We start from the raw sequence: 16,656 nt of genomic DNA on the forward strand, positions 1-16,656 counted from the left end.
CTAGGGAAGAAACCCCTTCAGGCAGGGCGAAGTCCTCATAAGACGACGAAACGCCCGCCTCCGGTAAGAGGCGGGCGTTCCGGAGCCGGTCAGGCGTCGAGCTTCTCCAGGACCTCGTCGGACACGTCGAAGTTGGCCCAGACGTTCTGCACGTCGTCGCTGTCCTCCAGGGCGTCGATCAGCCGGAAGACCTTGCGGGCGCCGTCCTCGTCGAGCGGGACGTTCATCGTCGGCAGGAAGCCGGACTCGGCGGAGTCGTAGTCGATCCCGGCGTCCTGCAGGGCCTTGCGGACCGGGACGAGGTCGGTGGCCTCGGAGACGACCTCGAACTGGTCGCCCAGGTCGTTGACCTCCTCGGCACCCGCGTCGAGGACGGCGGTCAGCACGTCGTCCTCCGACAGCTCACCCTTGGGGACGAGCACGACGCCCTTGCGGTTGAACATGTAGGACACCGAGCCGGGGTCGGCCAGGGAGCCGCCGTTGCGGGTCAGGGCGACTCGCACCTCGGAGGCCGCGCGGTTGCGGTTGTCGGTCAGACATTCGATCAGCACCGCCACGCCGCCGGGGGCGTAGCCCTCGTACATGATGGTCTGCCAGTCGGCGCCACCGGCCTCCAGGCCGCCGCCGCGCTTGCGGGCGCGCTCGATGTTGTCGATCGGGACCGAGCTCTTGCGCGCCTTGGTGATGGCGTCGTACAGCGTCGGGTTGCCGTCCGGGTCGGGGCCGCCGGTCCGGGCCGCGACCTCGATGTTCTTGATGAGCTTGGCGAACAGCTTGCCGCGCTTGGAGTCGAGCGCGGCCTTCTTGTGCTTCGTCGTCGCCCATTTGGAGTGGCCGGACATCGCCTAGAGCTCCCTCAGCATCTCAACAAAGTATGAATGCACGCCGACATCCCCGGTAAGTTCCGGGTGGAAGGACGTGGCGAGCAGCGGTCCTTGGCGGACCGCGACGATCCTATCCCCAGCATCGGCCCGAGCCAGCACTTCGACGTCGGAACCGATGGATTCCACCCACGGCGCACGGATGAAAACCGCGCGCAGCACGCCGCGGCCGGCGAAGTCGATGTCGTCCTCGAAGGAGTCGACCTGCCGGCCGAAGGCGTTGCGGCGGACCACCATGTCGATGCCGCCGATCGTCTGCTGGCCGTCGACGCCGCCCTCGATCCGGTCGGCCAGCATGATCATTCCGGCGCAGGAGCCATAGGCCGGCATGCCGTTCTTGATCCTCAGCCGGAGCGGTTCGAGCAGGTCGAAGGTCTCGGCGAGCTTCCACATCGTGGTGGACTCCCCGCCGGGGATGACCAGGGCGTCGACCGCCTCCAGCTCGCCGGGTCGCCGTACGGCTACCGCCTTCGCGCCCGCCGCCTCCAGGGAACGCGCGTGCTCGCGCACGTCTCCCTGCAGGGCGAACACACCGATCGTCGGGGCGATGGTCACCAGTGGTCCTTTCGAGGGGCTCGGAATGCACTCTCAGCGTATGGCCACTACGCGCGACGTCCCAAACCGGGCGGTTCAGGCGGCGACGGGGGCGTCCGGGAACGCGTGGTCGGCGTCGACCCGCTCCAGGCTCCTCATGTGGTGGCGGCTGCCGTACAGGGCGGCCATGCCCGCCAGGCAGCAGAACGCGCCGAGGAAGTACGGCACGGCGGGGGCGACCTCCTCCCCCCGGCTTGGTGACGACGTACGGCGCGAGCGCCCCGCCCATCCAGCGGACGAAGTCGTACCCGGCGGAGGCGACCGGCCGCGGGTCAGGCGTCGCCGAGCTTGGCGAGAGCCGGGAGCGCGGCGCCGACGGCGGCGCGTTCCTCGGCCGTCAGCGCCTGGAGCTGCTCGGTCAGGTAGGCGACGCGGGCACGGCGGACGGCGGCCAGGCGGGTGCGGCCCTCTTCGGTGAGCTCGACCGCACGGACCCGGGCGTCGGCCGGGTCGCCGCCGCGCCTCACCAGGCCGGGCTCCTCCAGCCGGTTGATCTGCACGGTCATGGTGGGCAGCTGGACGCCGTGCTCCTCGGCCAGCTCGGTCATCCGGCGGGGCCCGCTCTCCAGCGAGCCCAGCACGGCGTACTGCTGACCGGTGAGCGGCTGTCCGGCCGCCACGCGACGAAGCAGCAGCACCAGGTGCCGCAGCTCTCTCGAAAGGCTCTGCGCCAGATCGTCCGTCGTCACACTTAGCCAGCCTAATTTAGTCTGGCTAAGTATTAGCCCGAAGGAAGGGCGGCGCCCCGTGGGACGCCGCCCCGCAGGCGGTCAGGGACGCCTGGTCTCCCAGTCCACGGTCTCCTGGATCCGCTGGTCCGCCGATGGCTCCGGCGCCCTGCTGACCGACGGGTCCAGCGGGCGCAGGTAGGTCTGCTGGACGCCCGGGACCCTGTCCTCGATCACGAAGGTCGCCTTGGTGTACGCCGCCGCGCCCGCCTGGGTGACCTGCGGCAGCACCTTGAAGTCCGCGGTGAGCCGCTCGCGCTCGACCCGGGTGAGCACGTAACCGCGCTGGTTGTTGTAGAACTTCAGGTGCGGGTTGATCGTCAGGAACGGCTGGGTCTTCGGATCGGAGTCGCGGCCGTCGCCGCCCGTGGTGATGGAGGAGGCGACCAGCTCCGAGCCGACCGTGCGCGTGGTGGGGTCGTCGTAGTCGAGCTTGAGGTCGCCGGCCCAGTGGGCGTGCACGTCACCGGTGAGCACGACGGGGTTGCGCACCTCCGCGTCCACCCAACCCCGGGTGATCCGCTGCCGCGAGGCGACGTAGCCGTCCCAGGCGTCCTGGCTGGTGATCTTGGCCGGTCCGGCGTTGTTGTCGCGCTGGGCGAAGAAGACCTGCTGGCCCAGGATGTCCCACTGCGCCCGCGAGTGACGGAAGCCGTCCAGCAGCCAGCGTTCCTGCGCGTCGCCGGTGATCGAGCGCGCGGGGTCGACCGCGGCGGGGCAGTCGCTGTAGCCGTCGCCGCAGCCCTGGTCGCTGCGGTACTGCCGGGTGTCGAGCATGTGGAAGGTGGCCAGCCTGCCCCACCGGACGCGCCGGTAGAGCTGCATGTCGATGCCCCGCGGGATCGATCCGCGGCGCAGGGGCATGTTCTCGTAGTAGGCGCGGAAGGCCGCCTCGCGCCGGGCGAGGAAGTTCGGCTGGGGGATCTCCGGCTTCTCCGGCACCTCGTCGGCCCAGTTGTTGTCCAGCTCGTGGTCGTCCCAGACGACCAGCCACGGCGCGGCGGCGTGCGCCGCCTGCAGATCCGGGTCGGCCTTGTACTGGGCGTGCCGCTGGCGATAGTTCGCCAGGGTCTCGGTCTCCGGGCCCTCGTGGTGGCGGACGTTGCCGCCGGGGATGGTGTAGGTGTCGCGCCGGTACTCGTACTGGTAGTCGCCCAGATGCAGGATCAGGTCGGGGTGCTCCTCGGCCAGGCGCCGGTAGGCGGTGAAGTAGCCGTGCTCGTACTGGGCGCAGGAGACGAAGGCCATCGCCAGGCCGGAGCCGTAGGAGAGCAGGTGCGGGGCGGTCCTGGCGCGGCCCATCGCCGAGACGTAGGGGCCGACTTTGAAGCGGTACCAGTACTCCCGGTCGGAGGAGAGCCCGTCCAGCTCGACGTGGACGCTGTGGCCCCACTCCGGGGTGGCCAGGGCGACGCCCCGTCGCAGGACCCGCCGGCCGGCCGGGTCGCCGTAGACCTGCCACTGGACCGGGAAGGGGCGGCCGGGCATGCCGCCCAGGCCGTCCTCGGCGAGAGGCTGGGGCGCCAGCCGGGTCCAGATCACGAAGCCGTCGGAGTCGGGATCCCCGGAGGCGACGCCGAGCGTGAAGGGATCGGCACTCAGGCCTCGGGAGGTCAGGGACGCGGCGCTCTCCGGGACGGGCTCGGGATCGGGATCGGGGTCGGCGTTCGCGACGGCGGGAACGCCCGCCACCGCCCCCGCCGCGATACCGGTGACGAGAAAGGAACGTCGGGTGAGCCGGGACATGGGGGGCCTCCCAGGAGGATCGGGCACGAACGCCCGTCAGCCTCGCGGAGGATCATGACAACGGAGTGAACTTCTCCGGTCATGAAAAAGGCGGCATCCTTCACGGATGCCGCCTTCCCCGAAATTTTCTACCAGCCGCGCTCCGCCAGGCGGTGCGGGGCCGGGATGTCGTCGACGTTGATGCCGACCATGGCCTCGCCCAGGCCGCGGGAGACCTTGGCGATGACGTCCGGGTCGTCGTAGAACGTGGTGGCCTTGACGATCGCGGCGGCACGCTGGGCCGGGTTGCCGGACTTGAAGATGCCCGAGCCGACGAACACGCCCTCGGCGCCGAGCTGCATCATCATCGCGGCGTCGGCCGGAGTGGCGATGCCGCCGGCGGTGAAGAGCACGACGGGCAGCTTGCCGGTCTTGGCGACCTCGGCGACCAGTTCGTACGGCGCCTGCAGCTCCTTGGCCGCGACGAACAGCTCGTCCTCGGGCAGCGAGGACAGGCGCTTGAGCTCGCCCCGGATCTTGCGCATGTGGGTGGTGGCGTTGGAGACGTCACCGGTGCCGGCCTCGCCCTTGGAGCGGATCATCGCCGCACCCTCGGTGATGCGGCGCAGCGCCTCGCCCAGGTTGGTCGCGCCACAGACGAAGGGCACCGTGAACTGCCACTTGTCGATGTGGTTGGCGAAGTCGGCGGGGGTCAGCACCTCGGACTCGTCGACGTAGTCGACGCCGAGCGACTGGAGCACCTGGGCCTCGACGAAGTGGCCGATGCGGGCCTTGGCCATGACGGGGATCGAGACGGCGCCGATGATGCCGTCGATCATGTCGGGGTCGCTCATCCGGGAGACGCCGCCCTGGGCGCGGATGTCGGCGGGGACCCGCTCGAGGGCCATGACGGCGACCGCGCCGGCGTCCTCGGCGATCTTCGCCTGCTCGGCGTTGACGACGTCCATGATGACGCCGCCCTTGAGCATCTCTGCCATGCCGCGCTTCACCCGGGCGGTTCCGGTGACGGCGGTCTCGGTGACTTCGGGCGTGCTGCTGGACACGGTCTTCTACCTCACGACGGCTGGTTGCGGATCGTGGGCCGTCCGCGGGGACGGCCATCACACCTCCATGGTAGGTGCTGATCCAGCTGTCCCCTTACACACCATCTTGTCGGTCCTGGGCGATCTTCTTGGACATCATGGAAGACCGGGACCGCCCGAACGCGGGCCGGGGCGCCCGATCAGGGGATGACGGGCTTGCGGGCGGCCAGGGCGATCCACACCTGGCCCGGGGTGAAGTTCATCGGCTCCCCGTCCTCGGTGGTGAAGACGGTGCCGTCCTGCTCGCTCTCGCGTGACCATCTGGCCTTGAACGCCTGGCCGTCGCGGAGCACGATCGCGCTGCCCTTGCCGGTGCTGTGCACCAGGGGCGTGTAACTCTGGTTCTTGTCGTGGAACTCCGAGCGCTCGGTCTTGGTGTACTGCACGACGATCGTGGGCGCGCCGAGCTGGCCCCCCTCGGCCGCCATGTCCTTCTTGCCGTCCTGCCAGATCAGCCACTTGCCGGCGGCCTGCGACCAGGCGAAGGTGAAGCGGGCGCCCGGGTATCTCAGCGTGAACGTCTTCTTGGGCGCACCGCCCTCGGGGGCCTCGCCGAAGGTCAGGCCGATGTCCTTGGCCCTGCTCGCTTTGGGCGCCTGGGCCAGCAACTGCCGGGTGTTGGCGAACAGGTTGTAGGGCGCGTAGCGGCCGGGCTGGCGGAAGTAGGCCCCCGGGGCCCTGCTGTCGGAGACGTCGAACAGCGACGACTGCGCGATGATGGGCAGCATCTTGGTCTGCGCGCCCGAATAGGCGAAGGCGGGCTTTCCGAACTGCGGAACGATGTGCATGTCGGAGATCCGGGCGCTGCGGACCGGGCCGATCTTGGGCGGGATCTTCGAGGAGAAGATCGCCATGAGCCGGGTCAGACCCGCCTCGACCTGCTCGATGTAGACGATGTCGGCGCTCTTGAGGCCGAGCTGCGGCTTGCCCGCCGAGGTGTTCTCGATCTTCGCCGCGAGCACGGCCCTGCGGGCCGAGCCGGGAAGGCCGGTGAAGGGGTGGGTCGGCTCCTGGGTCGGGGACGGGGCCGAGGACGGATCGGCGGCCGACTCAGGGGCCTTACCGGCGGCGGGCTCGTCCGAAGAACAGGCGGCGGCCGGCGCGAGAACGGCCACTCCCGCCAGCGTGACGGCGATCATCCGGGGCACCCGCACGGCTCATCTCCTCAAATCGGCCACGAAACGCCCAAGAGCTTACCTCTGTCCGACTTGCCGGATACCCCGCTTTGTGCACGCCCCATTCACCGCTTTGGACGCGCCCCGTTCACCCGACGGGCACTTCGGCTCCTCACCCGCGGGCACCTCGGCTCAGCGCGCCCTCCCTACTCGGCGGCGAGGGCGTGCGGAGGCGTGTCGTCGATCTCGAAGAAGTCCGGGTATTCGGTGTGCCCGGCCAATCGCAACGTGCGGGCCAGCCAGCGACGCTGGGCGGCGCGGGTCACCCCGACCGCGTTGTTGTAGAAGCGGCGCGAGTAGAGCACCTTGGCCACCGCGGCGCCGAGCTCCTCCAGCAGGTCCGGACCCGCCGGAGTGGCCACCAGCCGGTCGCGGAAGCGCTCCTGGTCGGCCACCGCCCGCAGGGTGCGCGACAGATCGCTCTCGGCGTGCTCGCGCTCCTCGGGACCCGCCGTACGGGCCTCGTGGGCGGCCGCGGCCAGCACCAGGCTGGTCGCGGGATCCAGGACCCGGGAGGCGGCCAGTTCGAGGCAGACGGCGGTCCGCCGTACCAGGGCGGCGTCCAGGGACTCGCGGGCCAGCTCCAGCCGGATGTGCAGCCGGTCCAGCCGCCCCGCCCGCCAGGAGACGTAGACGGCGGTGAGCAGCACGACGGCCCCCACCACCAGGATCAGCGTGGTGGTCACTGCGCGTCGTCCTCCTCGACCCCGGCGGCGCCGGCCACCGTTTCGTACACGCGCACGACGTCGCGGGCGACCGTGGACCAGTCGTACTTGCGGACGGCCTGGCGAGCCTCCTGCGACAGCTTGGCCCGGCGGTCGGGGTCGTCGAGCAGCGCGGCGGCCTCGCGGGCGAGCGACCCGGGGTCGCCGGTCTCGAACAGCGCCCCGGCCTGACCGTCGTCGAGGACCTTGCGGAAGGCCGGGATGTCACTGGCCAGGATCGCGGCACCGGCCGACATCGCCTCGGTGAGCACGATGCCGAAGCTCTCCCCGCCCAGGTTGGGCGCGCAGAACACGTCCACCGAATGGTAGGCGCGGATCTTGTCCTCCTCGCTGACCATGCCGAGCAGGCCGACCCGGTCGTGGAAGCGGGCCGGGACCTTCCCCAGCACCTCCGCGGCGTCGCCGGGCCCGGCGATGAGCAGGCGCAGGCCGGGCCGCTCGGCGGCCAGCAGGGTGAACGCCTCCAGCAGCACCGGCAGCCCCTTGCGGGGCTCGTCCATCCGCCCGAGGAAGCCGATCACCTCCCCCTCGTCCCAGCCGGGCAGCGGCTCGGCCTCGCTGTAGCGGCCGACCGTCACCCCGTTGGGGATGAGCACGGCGTCCCCGCCGATGAACTCGACCAGGGTCTTCCTGGCCGCGTCCGACACCGCGATCCGGGCGGTGATCTTCTCCAGTGCGCTGGTGATCACCGGGGAGGCGACCGAGAACGCGCGGGAACGCGCGTAGGAGGCGTGGAAGGTGGCCACGATCGGCCCCCTGGCCACCCAGCAGGCCAGCAGGCCTACCGAGGGGATGAACGGCTCGTGCACGTGCAGCACGTCGAACCGGCCCTCACGCACCCAGCGGCGCACCCGGTTGGCCGACAGGAAACCGAACGACATCCTGGCCACCGACCCGTTGAAGGGGACCGGAACGGCGCGGCCGACCGAGGTCACGTAGGCGGGCAGCGTCGCGTCGTCGCCCGCCGGCGCGATCACCTGAACCTGGTGGCCGTCCTCCATGAGGGCCTCGGCCAGGTCGCGGATGTGCACCTGGACACCACCGGGCACGTCCCACATGTAGGGGCAGACGATGCCGATCCTCATCGGCGTGGCTCCAGATCCTCGAGCCAGAGCCGCTGGAGCATGTGCCAGTCCTGCGGGTGTTCGGTGATGCCCTTCTCGAAGACGGTGGCCAGGCTCTGCATGACGACGGCCACCTTCTCCTTCCGGGCGCCCTCGGCGGGGACCACGATCTCCTCGTGGAAGTGGATTCCCCAGTCGCGCCCCTCGAAGGAGAGGATCGCCGGGATAAGGGCGGCTCCGGTGTGCACCGCCAGCAGGCCGGGCCCGGCGGGCATGCGCGTGGCCGAGCCGAAGAACTGCACCTCGACGCCCTTGGCCGTCAGGTCGCGCTCGGCGGGCAGGGCGATGGGGCGACCGGCCCGCAGCCGCTGCGACAGGACGCCGAAGGTGTGCCCCTCCCCGCCGGTGAGCGGCAGCACCTCCATGCCCAGCCCCTCGCGGAAGGCGGTGTAGCGGTGGAAGAGCGACTCGGGCTTGAGCCGCTCGGCGACCGTGGTGAACGGGTGCCCCTTGGCCACGAACCAGGCGCCCGCCAGATCCCAGTTGCCCATGTGCGGCAGGGCGAGGATCACTCCGCGGCCCCCGGCGAGGGTGTCGTAGACCTGCTCGGCGCCGACGGTCCGCACGCGGGAGAGGATCTCCTCGGCGGGCATGGAGGGCAGCCGGAACACCTCGTGGAAGTAGCGGAAGTAGGAGCGCATGCCGTCACGGCTCAGCTCCCGGATCGCCGGGTCGTCCGGCGAGGTCCCCCTGACGCGGGCGAGGTTGGCCTCCAGCCGGCGCACCGACGTGCCGTGACGCTTCCACAGCCGGTCGGCGGCCGTGCGAAAGGCCCACGCGGTGAGGCGTTCGGGAAGGCGGGGCACGACCGTCCAGCCGGCGCCGAAACCGGCGGCGACGAGACGGTCCTGCAGGGACGGCTTGTCGGTCATCGCTCTCCCGATCAGCGGAGGGGTCTGGGCGGGACGGAGACGGCCTGCCGGCGGACGTGCAGCAGGCGCTGTCCCACGGTGACCGCGCTGGCCGCGGCGAGCAGCCAGAGCCCGGCGGCCAGGATGTAGGGCACGCCGAGGCCGCCGAGGCCGGCCGCGACCAGACCGACCACCAGGCGCTCGGGCCGCTCGGCGAGGCCCACGTCACATGTCATGCCCAGGCCTTCGGCCCTGGCCTTGATGTATGACACCAGCGCCCCGGCCACGAGGCAGAACAGCGCGACCCCGGCCAGCACCGGCTGGCCGCTCAGCGTGAGCCAGATCGCCAGCCCCGAGAAGATCCCGGCGTCGCCCACCCGGTCGAGGGTGGAGTCGAGAAAGGCGCCCCAGACGCTTCCGGGCCCCGTCATCCTGGCCATGACGCCGTCCAGGAGATCGGCCAGCACGAAAAACGTGATCACCAGCGTGCCGGGGAACAAGTCTCCTCGGGGGTAGAAGAAGAGGGCCGCGGCGACGGTGCCGAGCGTGCCGACCGTGGTGACCACGTTGGGGCTGATCCCCCGGCGGGCAAGCGCCCTGCCCAGGGGGGTCAAGACTCGGGTGACGGCGGGGCGCAGAAGTTTCAGCATCGCGCTCCGATCGTAGGCCAAACGGTCTGTGGGCGCGCATCCAACGCTCCGCAACCGGATCGGCCGGGACCTCTTGTGATATTCGCCACATGGGTATTTGGTGAACAGACCGCGTCCTTGCGGTGTATGGACGCGGCAGCGGACCCGTGGGTGTGGCCGCACCTGGCCGCGCTCCGGCAACGACGCGGGAGGCGACGTGGCAGAGAAAGCAACCGGCGGGGCAGTGGGAGCCGCGGGGAGGGCTCCCACGGCCGACCGGCCGGACATGGTGAGGAATGTCGTGCTGGTCGGCCATTCCGGTGCGGGAAAGACGACCCTCGTGGAGGCCCTGCTGGCCGCCACGCGGACCATCCAGCGGCCCGGCCGAGTCGAGGACGGCACCACGGTCAGCGACTTCGACGAGGTCGAGATGCGCCAGCAGCGCTCGGTGAACCTCGCCGTGGCGCCGATGCTCCACAACGAAATCAAGATCAATCTGCTGGACACCCCGGGCTACGCCGACTTCGTCGGCGACCTGCGCGCCGGGTTGCGCGCGGCCGACGCGGCGCTGTTCGTGGTCTCGGCCTCCGAGGGCGTGGACGGCCTGACCCGCATGCTGTGGGAGGAGTGCGCGACGGTCGGGATGCCCCGGGCGGTCGTGATCACCAAGAACGACCACCAGCGGGCCGACTTCGAAGAGGTGCTCACCGCCTGCCAGGACGTCTTCGGCGAAGGTGTGGCCCCGCTGTACCTGCCGGTGGTGACCAACGGCCGGCTGAACGGCCTGATCGGCCTGCTGAGCCAGAAGTTCTACAACTACGCGACCGGCACCCGGACCGAGAACGACCCCGGCCCCTCCTACCAGGATCAGATCGAGGCATACCGCGGCGCCCTGATCGAGGGGATCATCCAGGAGAGCGAGGACGAGTCCCTGATGGACCGTTACCTCTCCGGGGAGGAGATCGACACCAAGGTCCTCATCGACGACCTGGAGAAGGCGGTCGCACGCGGCGGCTTCTACCCCGTGCTCGTCACCGGAACCGGCGTGGGCGCGCAGGAGGTCCTCGAACTCATCACGCAGGGGTTCCCCTCTCCGATAGAGCACCCGATGCCGGAGATCACCTCGATCGACGGCAGGCCGGTCTCCGGCATCGTCTGCGACCCCGACGGGCCGCTCGTGGCCGAGGTCGTCAAGACCACCAGTGACCCCTACGTGGGCCGGATCAGCCTGGTCCGGGTGTTCTCCGGGACGCTGCGCCCGGACATGACCGTGCACGTCTCGGGACACGGCCTGACCGACCGGGGACATGAGGACCACGACGTCGACGAGCGCATCGGCGCGCTGTCGTCGCCCCTGGGCAAGCTCCAGCGCGCGGCGGCCAAATGCGTGGCCGGCGACATCGTCGCGGTGGCCAAGCTGTCACGCGCGGAGACGGGCGACACCCTCTCCGACAAGGAACAGCCGCTGCTGATGACCCCCTGGACGATGCCCGAGCCGCTGCTGCCGGTGGCCATCCAGCCCAGGTCCAAGGCGGACGACGACAAACTGAGCCAGGCGTTGCAACGGCTGGTCGCCGAAGACCCCACGCTCCGCCTGGAGAACAACGCCGAGACCCGGCAACTCGTACTGTGGTGCATGGGCGAGGCGCATGCCGACGTCCTGCTGGACCGGCTGAGCAAGCGGCACGGCGTGGAGGTGGAGAAGGTCGAGCTGCGAGTGCCGCTCCGGGAGACCTTCGGCGGCAAGTGCCAGGCGCTGGGCCGTAACGTCAAGCAGACCGGCGGTCACGGGCAGTTCGCCATCTGCCACCTGGAGGTCGAGCCGCTGCCCTCCGGCGGGGGCTTCGAGTTCGTGGACAAGATCGTCGGTGGCGTCGTGCCCCGTCAGTTCATCCCCTCGGTGGAGAAGGGGGTGCGCACCCAGATGCAGCGCGGCGTGGTCGCCGGCTATCCCATGGTGGACGTCCGGGTGACGCTCTACGACGGCAAGGCCCACTCCGTCGACTCCTCCGACATGGCCTTCCAGATCGCCGGGGCGCTCGCGCTGAAGGAGGCCGCGGCCAAGGTGCCGACGCTGCTGCTCGAACCGGTCGACGAGGTGGCCGTGCTGGTCGCCGACGACCACGTGGGCTCGGTGATGTCCGACCTGTCCTCACGCAGAGGCCGGGTCCTGGGCACCGAACCGGTCGGCGTCGGGCGCACCCTGGTCCGTGCCGAGGTGCCCGAGCTGGAGATCACCCGCTATGCCATCGACCTGAGATCGATGTCACACGGCACGGGGACGTTCCAGCGCACCTTCCTGCGCTACGAGCCCCTTCCGGCCCACCTGGTGGACAAGGTCGCCGGTTGACCTCGCCGGGAGGCGTGCGGCCGGTCGGCCGCACGCCTCCCAAAAATTTACCCGCGTAACAGCGGTATAACGAAAAGGTTTCTTTTTTCGGCCGAAGCATCCCGGTCCCGGTGCCAGACTGAGGAACCATGCGAACCGGACGCCCTTTGCTCGCCGCCGCCGTCCTCGCCGTCGCCACCACCGGCGCCGCCTACGCCTTCGGCCCGGACGCCCCGGCGGCCAAGCCCGCGACCCACAAGCGCACGGCCGCCACGACGACCGCCGAGACGGCCTCGACCACCGAGTCCACCCAGGCCATGTCGTGCACGACCGACGCCAGGTATCCCAAGAGGCAGCTGCGCGGCGTCTGGATCGCCACGGTCAAGAACATCGACTGGCCCTCGCGGACCGGACTGCCCGTCGCCAGGCAGCAGGCCGAGTACGTCAGGATCCTCGACAACGCGGTCAAGCGCCGGTTCAACGCGGTTTTCCTCCAGGTCCGTCCGGCCTCCGACGCCTTCTACAAGTCGGCGCTGGAGCCCTGGTCGCAGTATCTGACCGGCACGGCCGGCAAGGACCCCGGCTGGGATCCGCTGCCCTTCCTGGTCGCCGAGGCCCACAGGCGCGGGCTGGAGTTCCACGCCTGGTTCAACCCCTACCGCGCCGCCTCCGACGGCGACGTGAACAAGCTTCCGGCCGGCCACCCGGCCAGGCGCCACCCCGACTGGATCGTCAAGCACGAGGGCCTGATCTACTACAACCCGGGCCTGCCCCAGGTCCGCGACCACGTCGCCTCGATCGTCAAGGACGTGGTGACGCGCTACGACGTCGACGGGGTCCACTTCGACGACTACTTCTACCCCTATCCGGGCGGGGGCGCGAAGTTCGCCGACGACGCCGCCTTCAAGAAGTACGGCAAGGGCCGGAAGCTGGCCGACTGGCGCCGCGCCAACGTCGACAAGCTGATCGCGCAGGTGGACAAGACCGTGCACGAGACGAAGCAGCACGTGAAGTTCGGCGTCAGCCCGTTCGGGATCTGGCGCAACAAGTCCGAGGACCCCACCGGCTCGGCCACCGGCGGGATGTCCGCCTACGACGCCATCTACGCCGACGCGCGCCACTGGATCCGCAAGGGCACGGTCGACTACGTCATGCCGCAGCTGTACTGGCCGCGCGGTTTCAAGGCCGCCGACTACGACGTGCTGATGCCATGGTGGGCGAAGGAGGTCAAGGACACCGGCGTGCACCTCTACATCGGTCAGGGCCTCTACCGGGTCGGCGCCACCGACACCCCCGCCTGGACCAGGCCCGGCGAACTGCCCTCGCATCTCACCCAGAACCGCAAGCACGAGCAGGTCGGCGGCGACGTCTACTTCAGCGGCAAGCAGCTGCTGACCAACCCGCTGGGCGTGCTGGACCGGATCGTCAAGGGCCACTACTCCCATCCGGCGCTGCTCCCCCTGATGAGGGACCTCGGCGGCCAGGCCCCGGCCCAGCCCGCCGACGTGCGGACCCAGGGGACCACGCTCAGCTGGAAGTCCTCCGCCGGCGCCCGTTCCTACGCGATCTACCACATCCCCTCGGGCAAGGTCGGCGAGTGCGCCACCGCCGACGCCCGCAACCTGGTCGCGGTGGTGCCCGCCGCGGGCGGCGACCGGCAGACCTTCGCCACCGCGGGCGCCGGCGCCTACCTCGTCACCGCCCTGGACCGCCTGCACAACGAGAGCCCGCCCGCCAAGGCCGCGCCCGCCTGACCCACCCGCCGGCCCCGGGCATCCGGCACGACCGTCTGATCAGGCCGCTTGATCAGGCCGTCCGCCCCGGCCGCCGGGTCCGCCGGCCGCCGGTCCGCCCCGACACCCCCGCCGATCACCGGATTCGCTGGACGGCGGCACAATGTTCCCCTACGGTGCCAGCATTTGGGCGAGGTCTGGGAGGTCACTGGTGAGGCGAACGCTTGCCGCGCTCGCGCTGGTCCTGAGCGTTCTCTGGCCGGCGGCGGCGCACGCCGCGCCACCGGGCCGCCAGTCGGCGGCGGCGCAGGCCGCCGCCCCGGCGGGCGGGCGAGTGGCACTGATCGGCGTTCCCGGACTGCAGTGGAGTGATCTCAGCCCCGAAGACACCCCGAACCTGTGGCGGCTGGCCGGCCAGAGCGCGGCGGGCTCGCTGTCCGTCCGTGCCGTCGGCCGGGTGACCTGCCCCTACGACGGATGGCTGACGGTGTCGGCGGGGGCCCGGTCCGCGGTCGGCTACGGCTGCGGGCTTCCGCCCGTGCCCGTCCCGAGCCCGGGCGGCACAGGCGGTGCGGTCATCCCCGACTATGCCTACCTGCACGAGGTCGCCCGGCAGAAGGGGGCGGGGACGCTCGGCGAGGCCCTGCACGCCGCAGGACAGTGCACGTCCGCGGTCGGCCCGGGCGCGGCGCTGGCTCTGGCCGACCGGGCCGGGAGGGTGGACCGCTACGCCCCCTCCCCCGCGCAGATCGGCGCCGGCGCGCTCACCGAATGCCGGGTGATCGCCGCGGACGTGGACGACCTGGTCAGACCCTACGTGGCCGGGGGACGCCTCCCCGAGGCGGAGGAGAGACTCACCGGACAGCAGCGCGCGGCGGCACTGCGGCTGGCCGACGCCAAGGCCGGGACGGTGCTGGGCGCGCTGCCCGAAGACGCCACCGTGCTGCTGGCGGGTCTGTCCGACCACGGAAGCGTGCCGCACCTGCGGGTGGCCATGATGCGCGCTCCGGGGGCCTCGGGCCGGCTCCTGGGAGCGGCCTCCACCCACCGCGAGGACATCACGATCCTGCCGGACATCACCTCCACGATGCTCTCGCTGGCGGGCGTCCCCGCGCCGGCGACGGTGATCGGGGTGCCCTGGCAGGCGGGCGGGGACCGTATCGGCGGCACCGAGGCGACGCGGGCCGAGCTGGCCAACGCCGATGTGGCCGGTCAGACGATCAGAAGCATGGGCGGGGTCTTCTTCACCTCCGTCGCCGTGCTCCAGGTCGTCTTCTACGTCACCGCGTTCCTGCTGATGCGCCGCAGGCGCGGGCTCGGCGGTGTCCGGGTGGCCGCGCTGGCGCTGGCGTCGCTGCCGGTGTCGACCTATCTGGTCAACCTCACCCCCTGGCATCACAGCGGGGCGCCGTTGCCGGTCCTGGCAGGCGGGATAGCCGGGTTCGCGCTCCTGCTGGCCGCAGTGGCGCTGGCCGGTCCCTGGCGGCGCGACCCGCTCGGCCCGCTGACCGTCGTGGCCGGGGTCACCGCGGCGGTGCTCGCCGGTGACCTGCTGACCGGGACGACCCTGCAGCTCAACAGCGTGATGGGATACACCGCCGTGGTCGGCGCCCGCTACTACGGCCTGGGCAACATCCCGTTCGCGCTCTTCGCCACGTCGGTGCTGCTGCTGGCCACCTCGATCGCGCACCGGCTGTCCGGCGGGGGGCGCCGGATCGCGGCGGTCGCCGCGGTGGCGGTGCTGGGGTGCTCGGCGATGATCCTGGGCGGCTGGCCGGGGGTGGGAAGCGACTTCGGCGGCGTGATCGCCTTCGTGCCGGGCATCGCGGTGACCGCCATGCTGATCGCGGGCAGGCGCGTCTCGATCGTCAAGCTGGGCGCGTTCTGCGTGGCGGGTGGCGTCACCGTGATGGCCATCGCCTACCTCGACTACCGGCGCCCGCCCGACGCCCAGACGCATCTGGGCCGCTTCGTCGGCCAGGTGTTCACCGGCGAGGCGACGGAGGTGATAGGCCGCAAGCTCGGTGCGATGCTGGGCACGCTGCTCAGCCCCAACCTCATGCCGATCGTGATCACCGCGGTCGCGTTCCTGGTCTACGCGCTGCTGCGGCCCGGAGCCGCGAGCGCCGGGGTGCTGCCCGCCGCGTTCGGTCACTCTCCCGCTCTGCGGGCCGGTCTGATCGGCACGCTGGTCAGCGGGGTGGTCGGGATGCTGGTCAACGACTCGGGCGCGGCGGTGCTGTCCATGGCGCTCGCCCTCGGCGTGCCGCTCGTGCTGTCGGTGGGCATCAGGGCCCTGCAGGACGGAACGGCGCGCTACGGAGAGGCAGGCCAGGAGTCGGCGAGCAGTTCCCTGGTGTCGCGGAGCAGTTGAGGCAACACCCTGGTGTGACCGACCACCGGCATGAAGTTGGTGTCCCCGCCCCAGCGGGGCACCACGTGCTGGTGCAGGTGCGCGGCGATGCCCGCGCCCGCCACGCCGCCGAGGTTCATCCCCACGTTGAAGCCCTGCGCGCCGCTGGCCTTGCGCAGGGCGACCAGCGCCCGCTTGGTGAAGTCGGCGAGTTCGGTGGTCTCGCCGTCGTCCAGGTCGGCGTAGTCGGCCACGTGCCGGTAGGGACAGACCATCAGGTGACCCGAGTTGTACGGGTAGAGGTTGAGCACGGCGAAGACCGAGGAGCCTCGTGCGACGATCAGCCCGTCCTCGTCGCTCAGCTTGGGAATCTCGCAGAACGGGCAGCCGTCACCGGGGCCCGGGCCCGTCGGCTTGTTGCTCCCCTTGATGTAGGCCATCCGATGAGGAGTCCAGAGTCTCTCGAACGCGTCCGGCGTCCCTGTCCCTTGCTGCGTCTCCGGCTCTTCGCTCATGGCGATCAGCATATTGCCAAGCGGATTTGTTCGGTTTGGCGCCTCCCGTCAGGGAGCGGAAACCCGCCGGACCGTCCGGCACGGGAAACCGGGCGCCACTCGCGGCCCCGGCGGGCCTGCTGGAGGGTGTTCAAAACCGGCCCACCGCGGCACGGGCCGACAAATGGTGCAGACTTCCGGCAGAATCCCAG

At 70.8% G+C, this 16,656-nt stretch carries 15 protein-coding genes; 3 read left to right on the forward strand and 12 right to left on the reverse strand.

Translation table 11 applies throughout. The features are described from left to right. Positions 1-89 precede the first annotated feature (89 nt). The 11 genes from ACQPYK_RS31825 to pgsA form a co-directional block, all read right to left on the reverse strand. The gene (locus ACQPYK_RS31825) at positions 90-842 is read right to left on the reverse strand and encodes a YebC/PmpR family DNA-binding transcriptional regulator (protein ID WP_093886796.1); all 753 of its coding nucleotides are present in this window, start codon (positions 840-842) and stop codon (positions 90-92) included. A 3-nt stretch (positions 843-845) separates the two neighbouring features. After that, positions 846-1,436 carry a pyridoxal 5'-phosphate synthase glutaminase subunit PdxT gene (gene pdxT, locus ACQPYK_RS31830; RefSeq protein ID WP_433238993.1) on the reverse strand — a complete coding sequence of 197 codons (591 nt, stop codon included), beginning with the start codon at positions 1,434-1,436 and terminating at the stop codon, positions 846-848. Positions 1,437-1,511: 75 nt separating this feature from the next. Beyond that, positions 1,512-1,643 carry a hypothetical protein gene (locus tag ACQPYK_RS31835; protein ID WP_433238996.1) on the reverse strand — a complete coding sequence of 44 codons (132 nt, stop codon included), beginning with the start codon at positions 1,641-1,643 and terminating at the stop codon, positions 1,512-1,514. Between the two features lie 104 nt (positions 1,644-1,747). Next, positions 1,748-2,164, reverse strand: coding sequence for a MarR family winged helix-turn-helix transcriptional regulator (locus tag ACQPYK_RS31840; protein WP_433238999.1), 417 nt, complete (start codon positions 2,162-2,164; stop codon positions 1,748-1,750). A gap of 81 nt (positions 2,165-2,245) precedes the next feature. Next, complete coding sequence (locus ACQPYK_RS31845) at positions 2,246-3,949, reverse strand: alkaline phosphatase D family protein (protein ID WP_433239002.1); 1,704 nt, start codon at positions 3,947-3,949, stop codon at positions 2,246-2,248. Positions 3,950-4,077: 128 nt separating this feature from the next. Further along, a complete protein-coding gene (gene pdxS, locus ACQPYK_RS31850) occupies positions 4,078-4,992 on the reverse strand; it encodes a pyridoxal 5'-phosphate synthase lyase subunit PdxS (protein ID WP_433239005.1) in 915 nt (304 codons plus the stop codon). A 179-nt stretch (positions 4,993-5,171) separates the two neighbouring features. Continuing rightward, the gene (locus tag ACQPYK_RS31855) at positions 5,172-6,185 is read right to left on the reverse strand and encodes a DUF3048 domain-containing protein (RefSeq protein ID WP_433239008.1); all 1,014 of its coding nucleotides are present in this window, start codon (positions 6,183-6,185) and stop codon (positions 5,172-5,174) included. A 167-nt stretch (positions 6,186-6,352) separates the two neighbouring features. Continuing rightward, a complete protein-coding gene (locus ACQPYK_RS31860) occupies positions 6,353-6,892 on the reverse strand; it encodes a hypothetical protein (RefSeq protein WP_433239011.1) in 540 nt (179 codons plus the stop codon). After that, the gene (locus ACQPYK_RS31865; protein WP_433239014.1) at positions 6,889-8,016 is read right to left on the reverse strand and encodes a glycosyltransferase family 4 protein; all 1,128 of its coding nucleotides are present in this window, start codon (positions 8,014-8,016) and stop codon (positions 6,889-6,891) included. The genes ACQPYK_RS31860 and ACQPYK_RS31865 overlap by 4 nt, the downstream gene beginning before the upstream one ends. Continuing rightward, a complete protein-coding gene (locus ACQPYK_RS31870; protein WP_433239017.1) occupies positions 8,013-8,927 on the reverse strand; it encodes a phosphatidylinositol mannoside acyltransferase in 915 nt (304 codons plus the stop codon). Before ACQPYK_RS31870 ends, ACQPYK_RS31865 begins: the two co-directional genes overlap by 4 nt. Before the next feature lie 11 nt (positions 8,928-8,938). After that, positions 8,939-9,556 (reverse strand): phosphatidylinositol phosphate synthase, encoded by a 618-nt coding sequence (gene pgsA, locus ACQPYK_RS31875; RefSeq protein ID WP_433239020.1) that lies wholly within the window; start codon positions 9,554-9,556, stop codon positions 8,939-8,941. A gap of 196 nt (positions 9,557-9,752) precedes the next feature. Between pgsA and ACQPYK_RS31880 the strand changes: the two genes are divergently transcribed. The 3 genes from ACQPYK_RS31880 to ACQPYK_RS31890 all read left to right on the forward strand — a co-directional run bounded on the left by ACQPYK_RS31880 (position 9,753) and on the right by ACQPYK_RS31890 (position 15,971). Then, complete coding sequence (locus tag ACQPYK_RS31880; RefSeq protein ID WP_433239023.1) at positions 9,753-11,885, forward strand: elongation factor G-like protein EF-G2; 2,133 nt, start codon at positions 9,753-9,755, stop codon at positions 11,883-11,885. A 128-nt stretch (positions 11,886-12,013) separates the two neighbouring features. Then, the gene (locus ACQPYK_RS31885) at positions 12,014-13,618 is read left to right on the forward strand and encodes a glycoside hydrolase family 10 protein (protein ID WP_433239026.1); all 1,605 of its coding nucleotides are present in this window, start codon (positions 12,014-12,016) and stop codon (positions 13,616-13,618) included. Between the two features lie 190 nt (positions 13,619-13,808). Then, entirely contained in the window at positions 13,809-15,971 is a 2,163-nt protein-coding gene (locus tag ACQPYK_RS31890) for a hypothetical protein (RefSeq protein WP_433239029.1), read from the forward strand. Here ACQPYK_RS31890 and ACQPYK_RS31895 read toward each other — a convergent pair. Beyond that, the gene (locus ACQPYK_RS31895) at positions 15,914-16,465 is read right to left on the reverse strand and encodes an HIT family protein (protein WP_433239032.1); all 552 of its coding nucleotides are present in this window, start codon (positions 16,463-16,465) and stop codon (positions 15,914-15,916) included. The genes ACQPYK_RS31890 and ACQPYK_RS31895 overlap by 58 nt on opposite strands. Positions 16,466-16,656 lie beyond the last annotated feature (191 nt).

This window comes from Streptosporangium sp. CA-135522 (genome assembly GCF_050949235.1).
Taxonomy (GTDB): Bacteria; Actinomycetota; Actinomycetes; order Streptosporangiales; family Streptosporangiaceae; genus Streptosporangium.

Excerpts from the sequence above, each read along its gene's own strand:
- ACQPYK_RS31825 (WP_093886796.1), bottom strand. The coding sequence starts at position 842 with ATGTCCGGCCACTCCAAATGGGCGACGACGAAGCACAAGAAGGCCGCG.
- ACQPYK_RS31845 (WP_433239002.1), bottom strand. The coding sequence starts at position 3,949 with ATGTCCCGGCTCACCCGACGTTCCTTTCTCGTCACCGGTATCGCGGCG.
- ACQPYK_RS31865 (WP_433239014.1), bottom strand. The coding sequence starts at position 8,016 with ATGAGGATCGGCATCGTCTGCCCCTACATGTGGGACGTGCCCGGTGGT.
- ACQPYK_RS31870 (WP_433239017.1), bottom strand. The coding sequence starts at position 8,927 with ATGACCGACAAGCCGTCCCTGCAGGACCGTCTCGTCGCCGCCGGTTTC.
- pgsA (WP_433239020.1), bottom strand. The coding sequence starts at position 9,556 with ATGCTGAAACTTCTGCGCCCCGCCGTCACCCGAGTCTTGACCCCCCTG.
- ACQPYK_RS31885 (WP_433239026.1), top strand. The coding sequence starts at position 12,014 with ATGCGAACCGGACGCCCTTTGCTCGCCGCCGCCGTCCTCGCCGTCGCC.
- ACQPYK_RS31895 (WP_433239032.1), bottom strand. The coding sequence starts at position 16,465 with ATGAGCGAAGAGCCGGAGACGCAGCAAGGGACAGGGACGCCGGACGCG.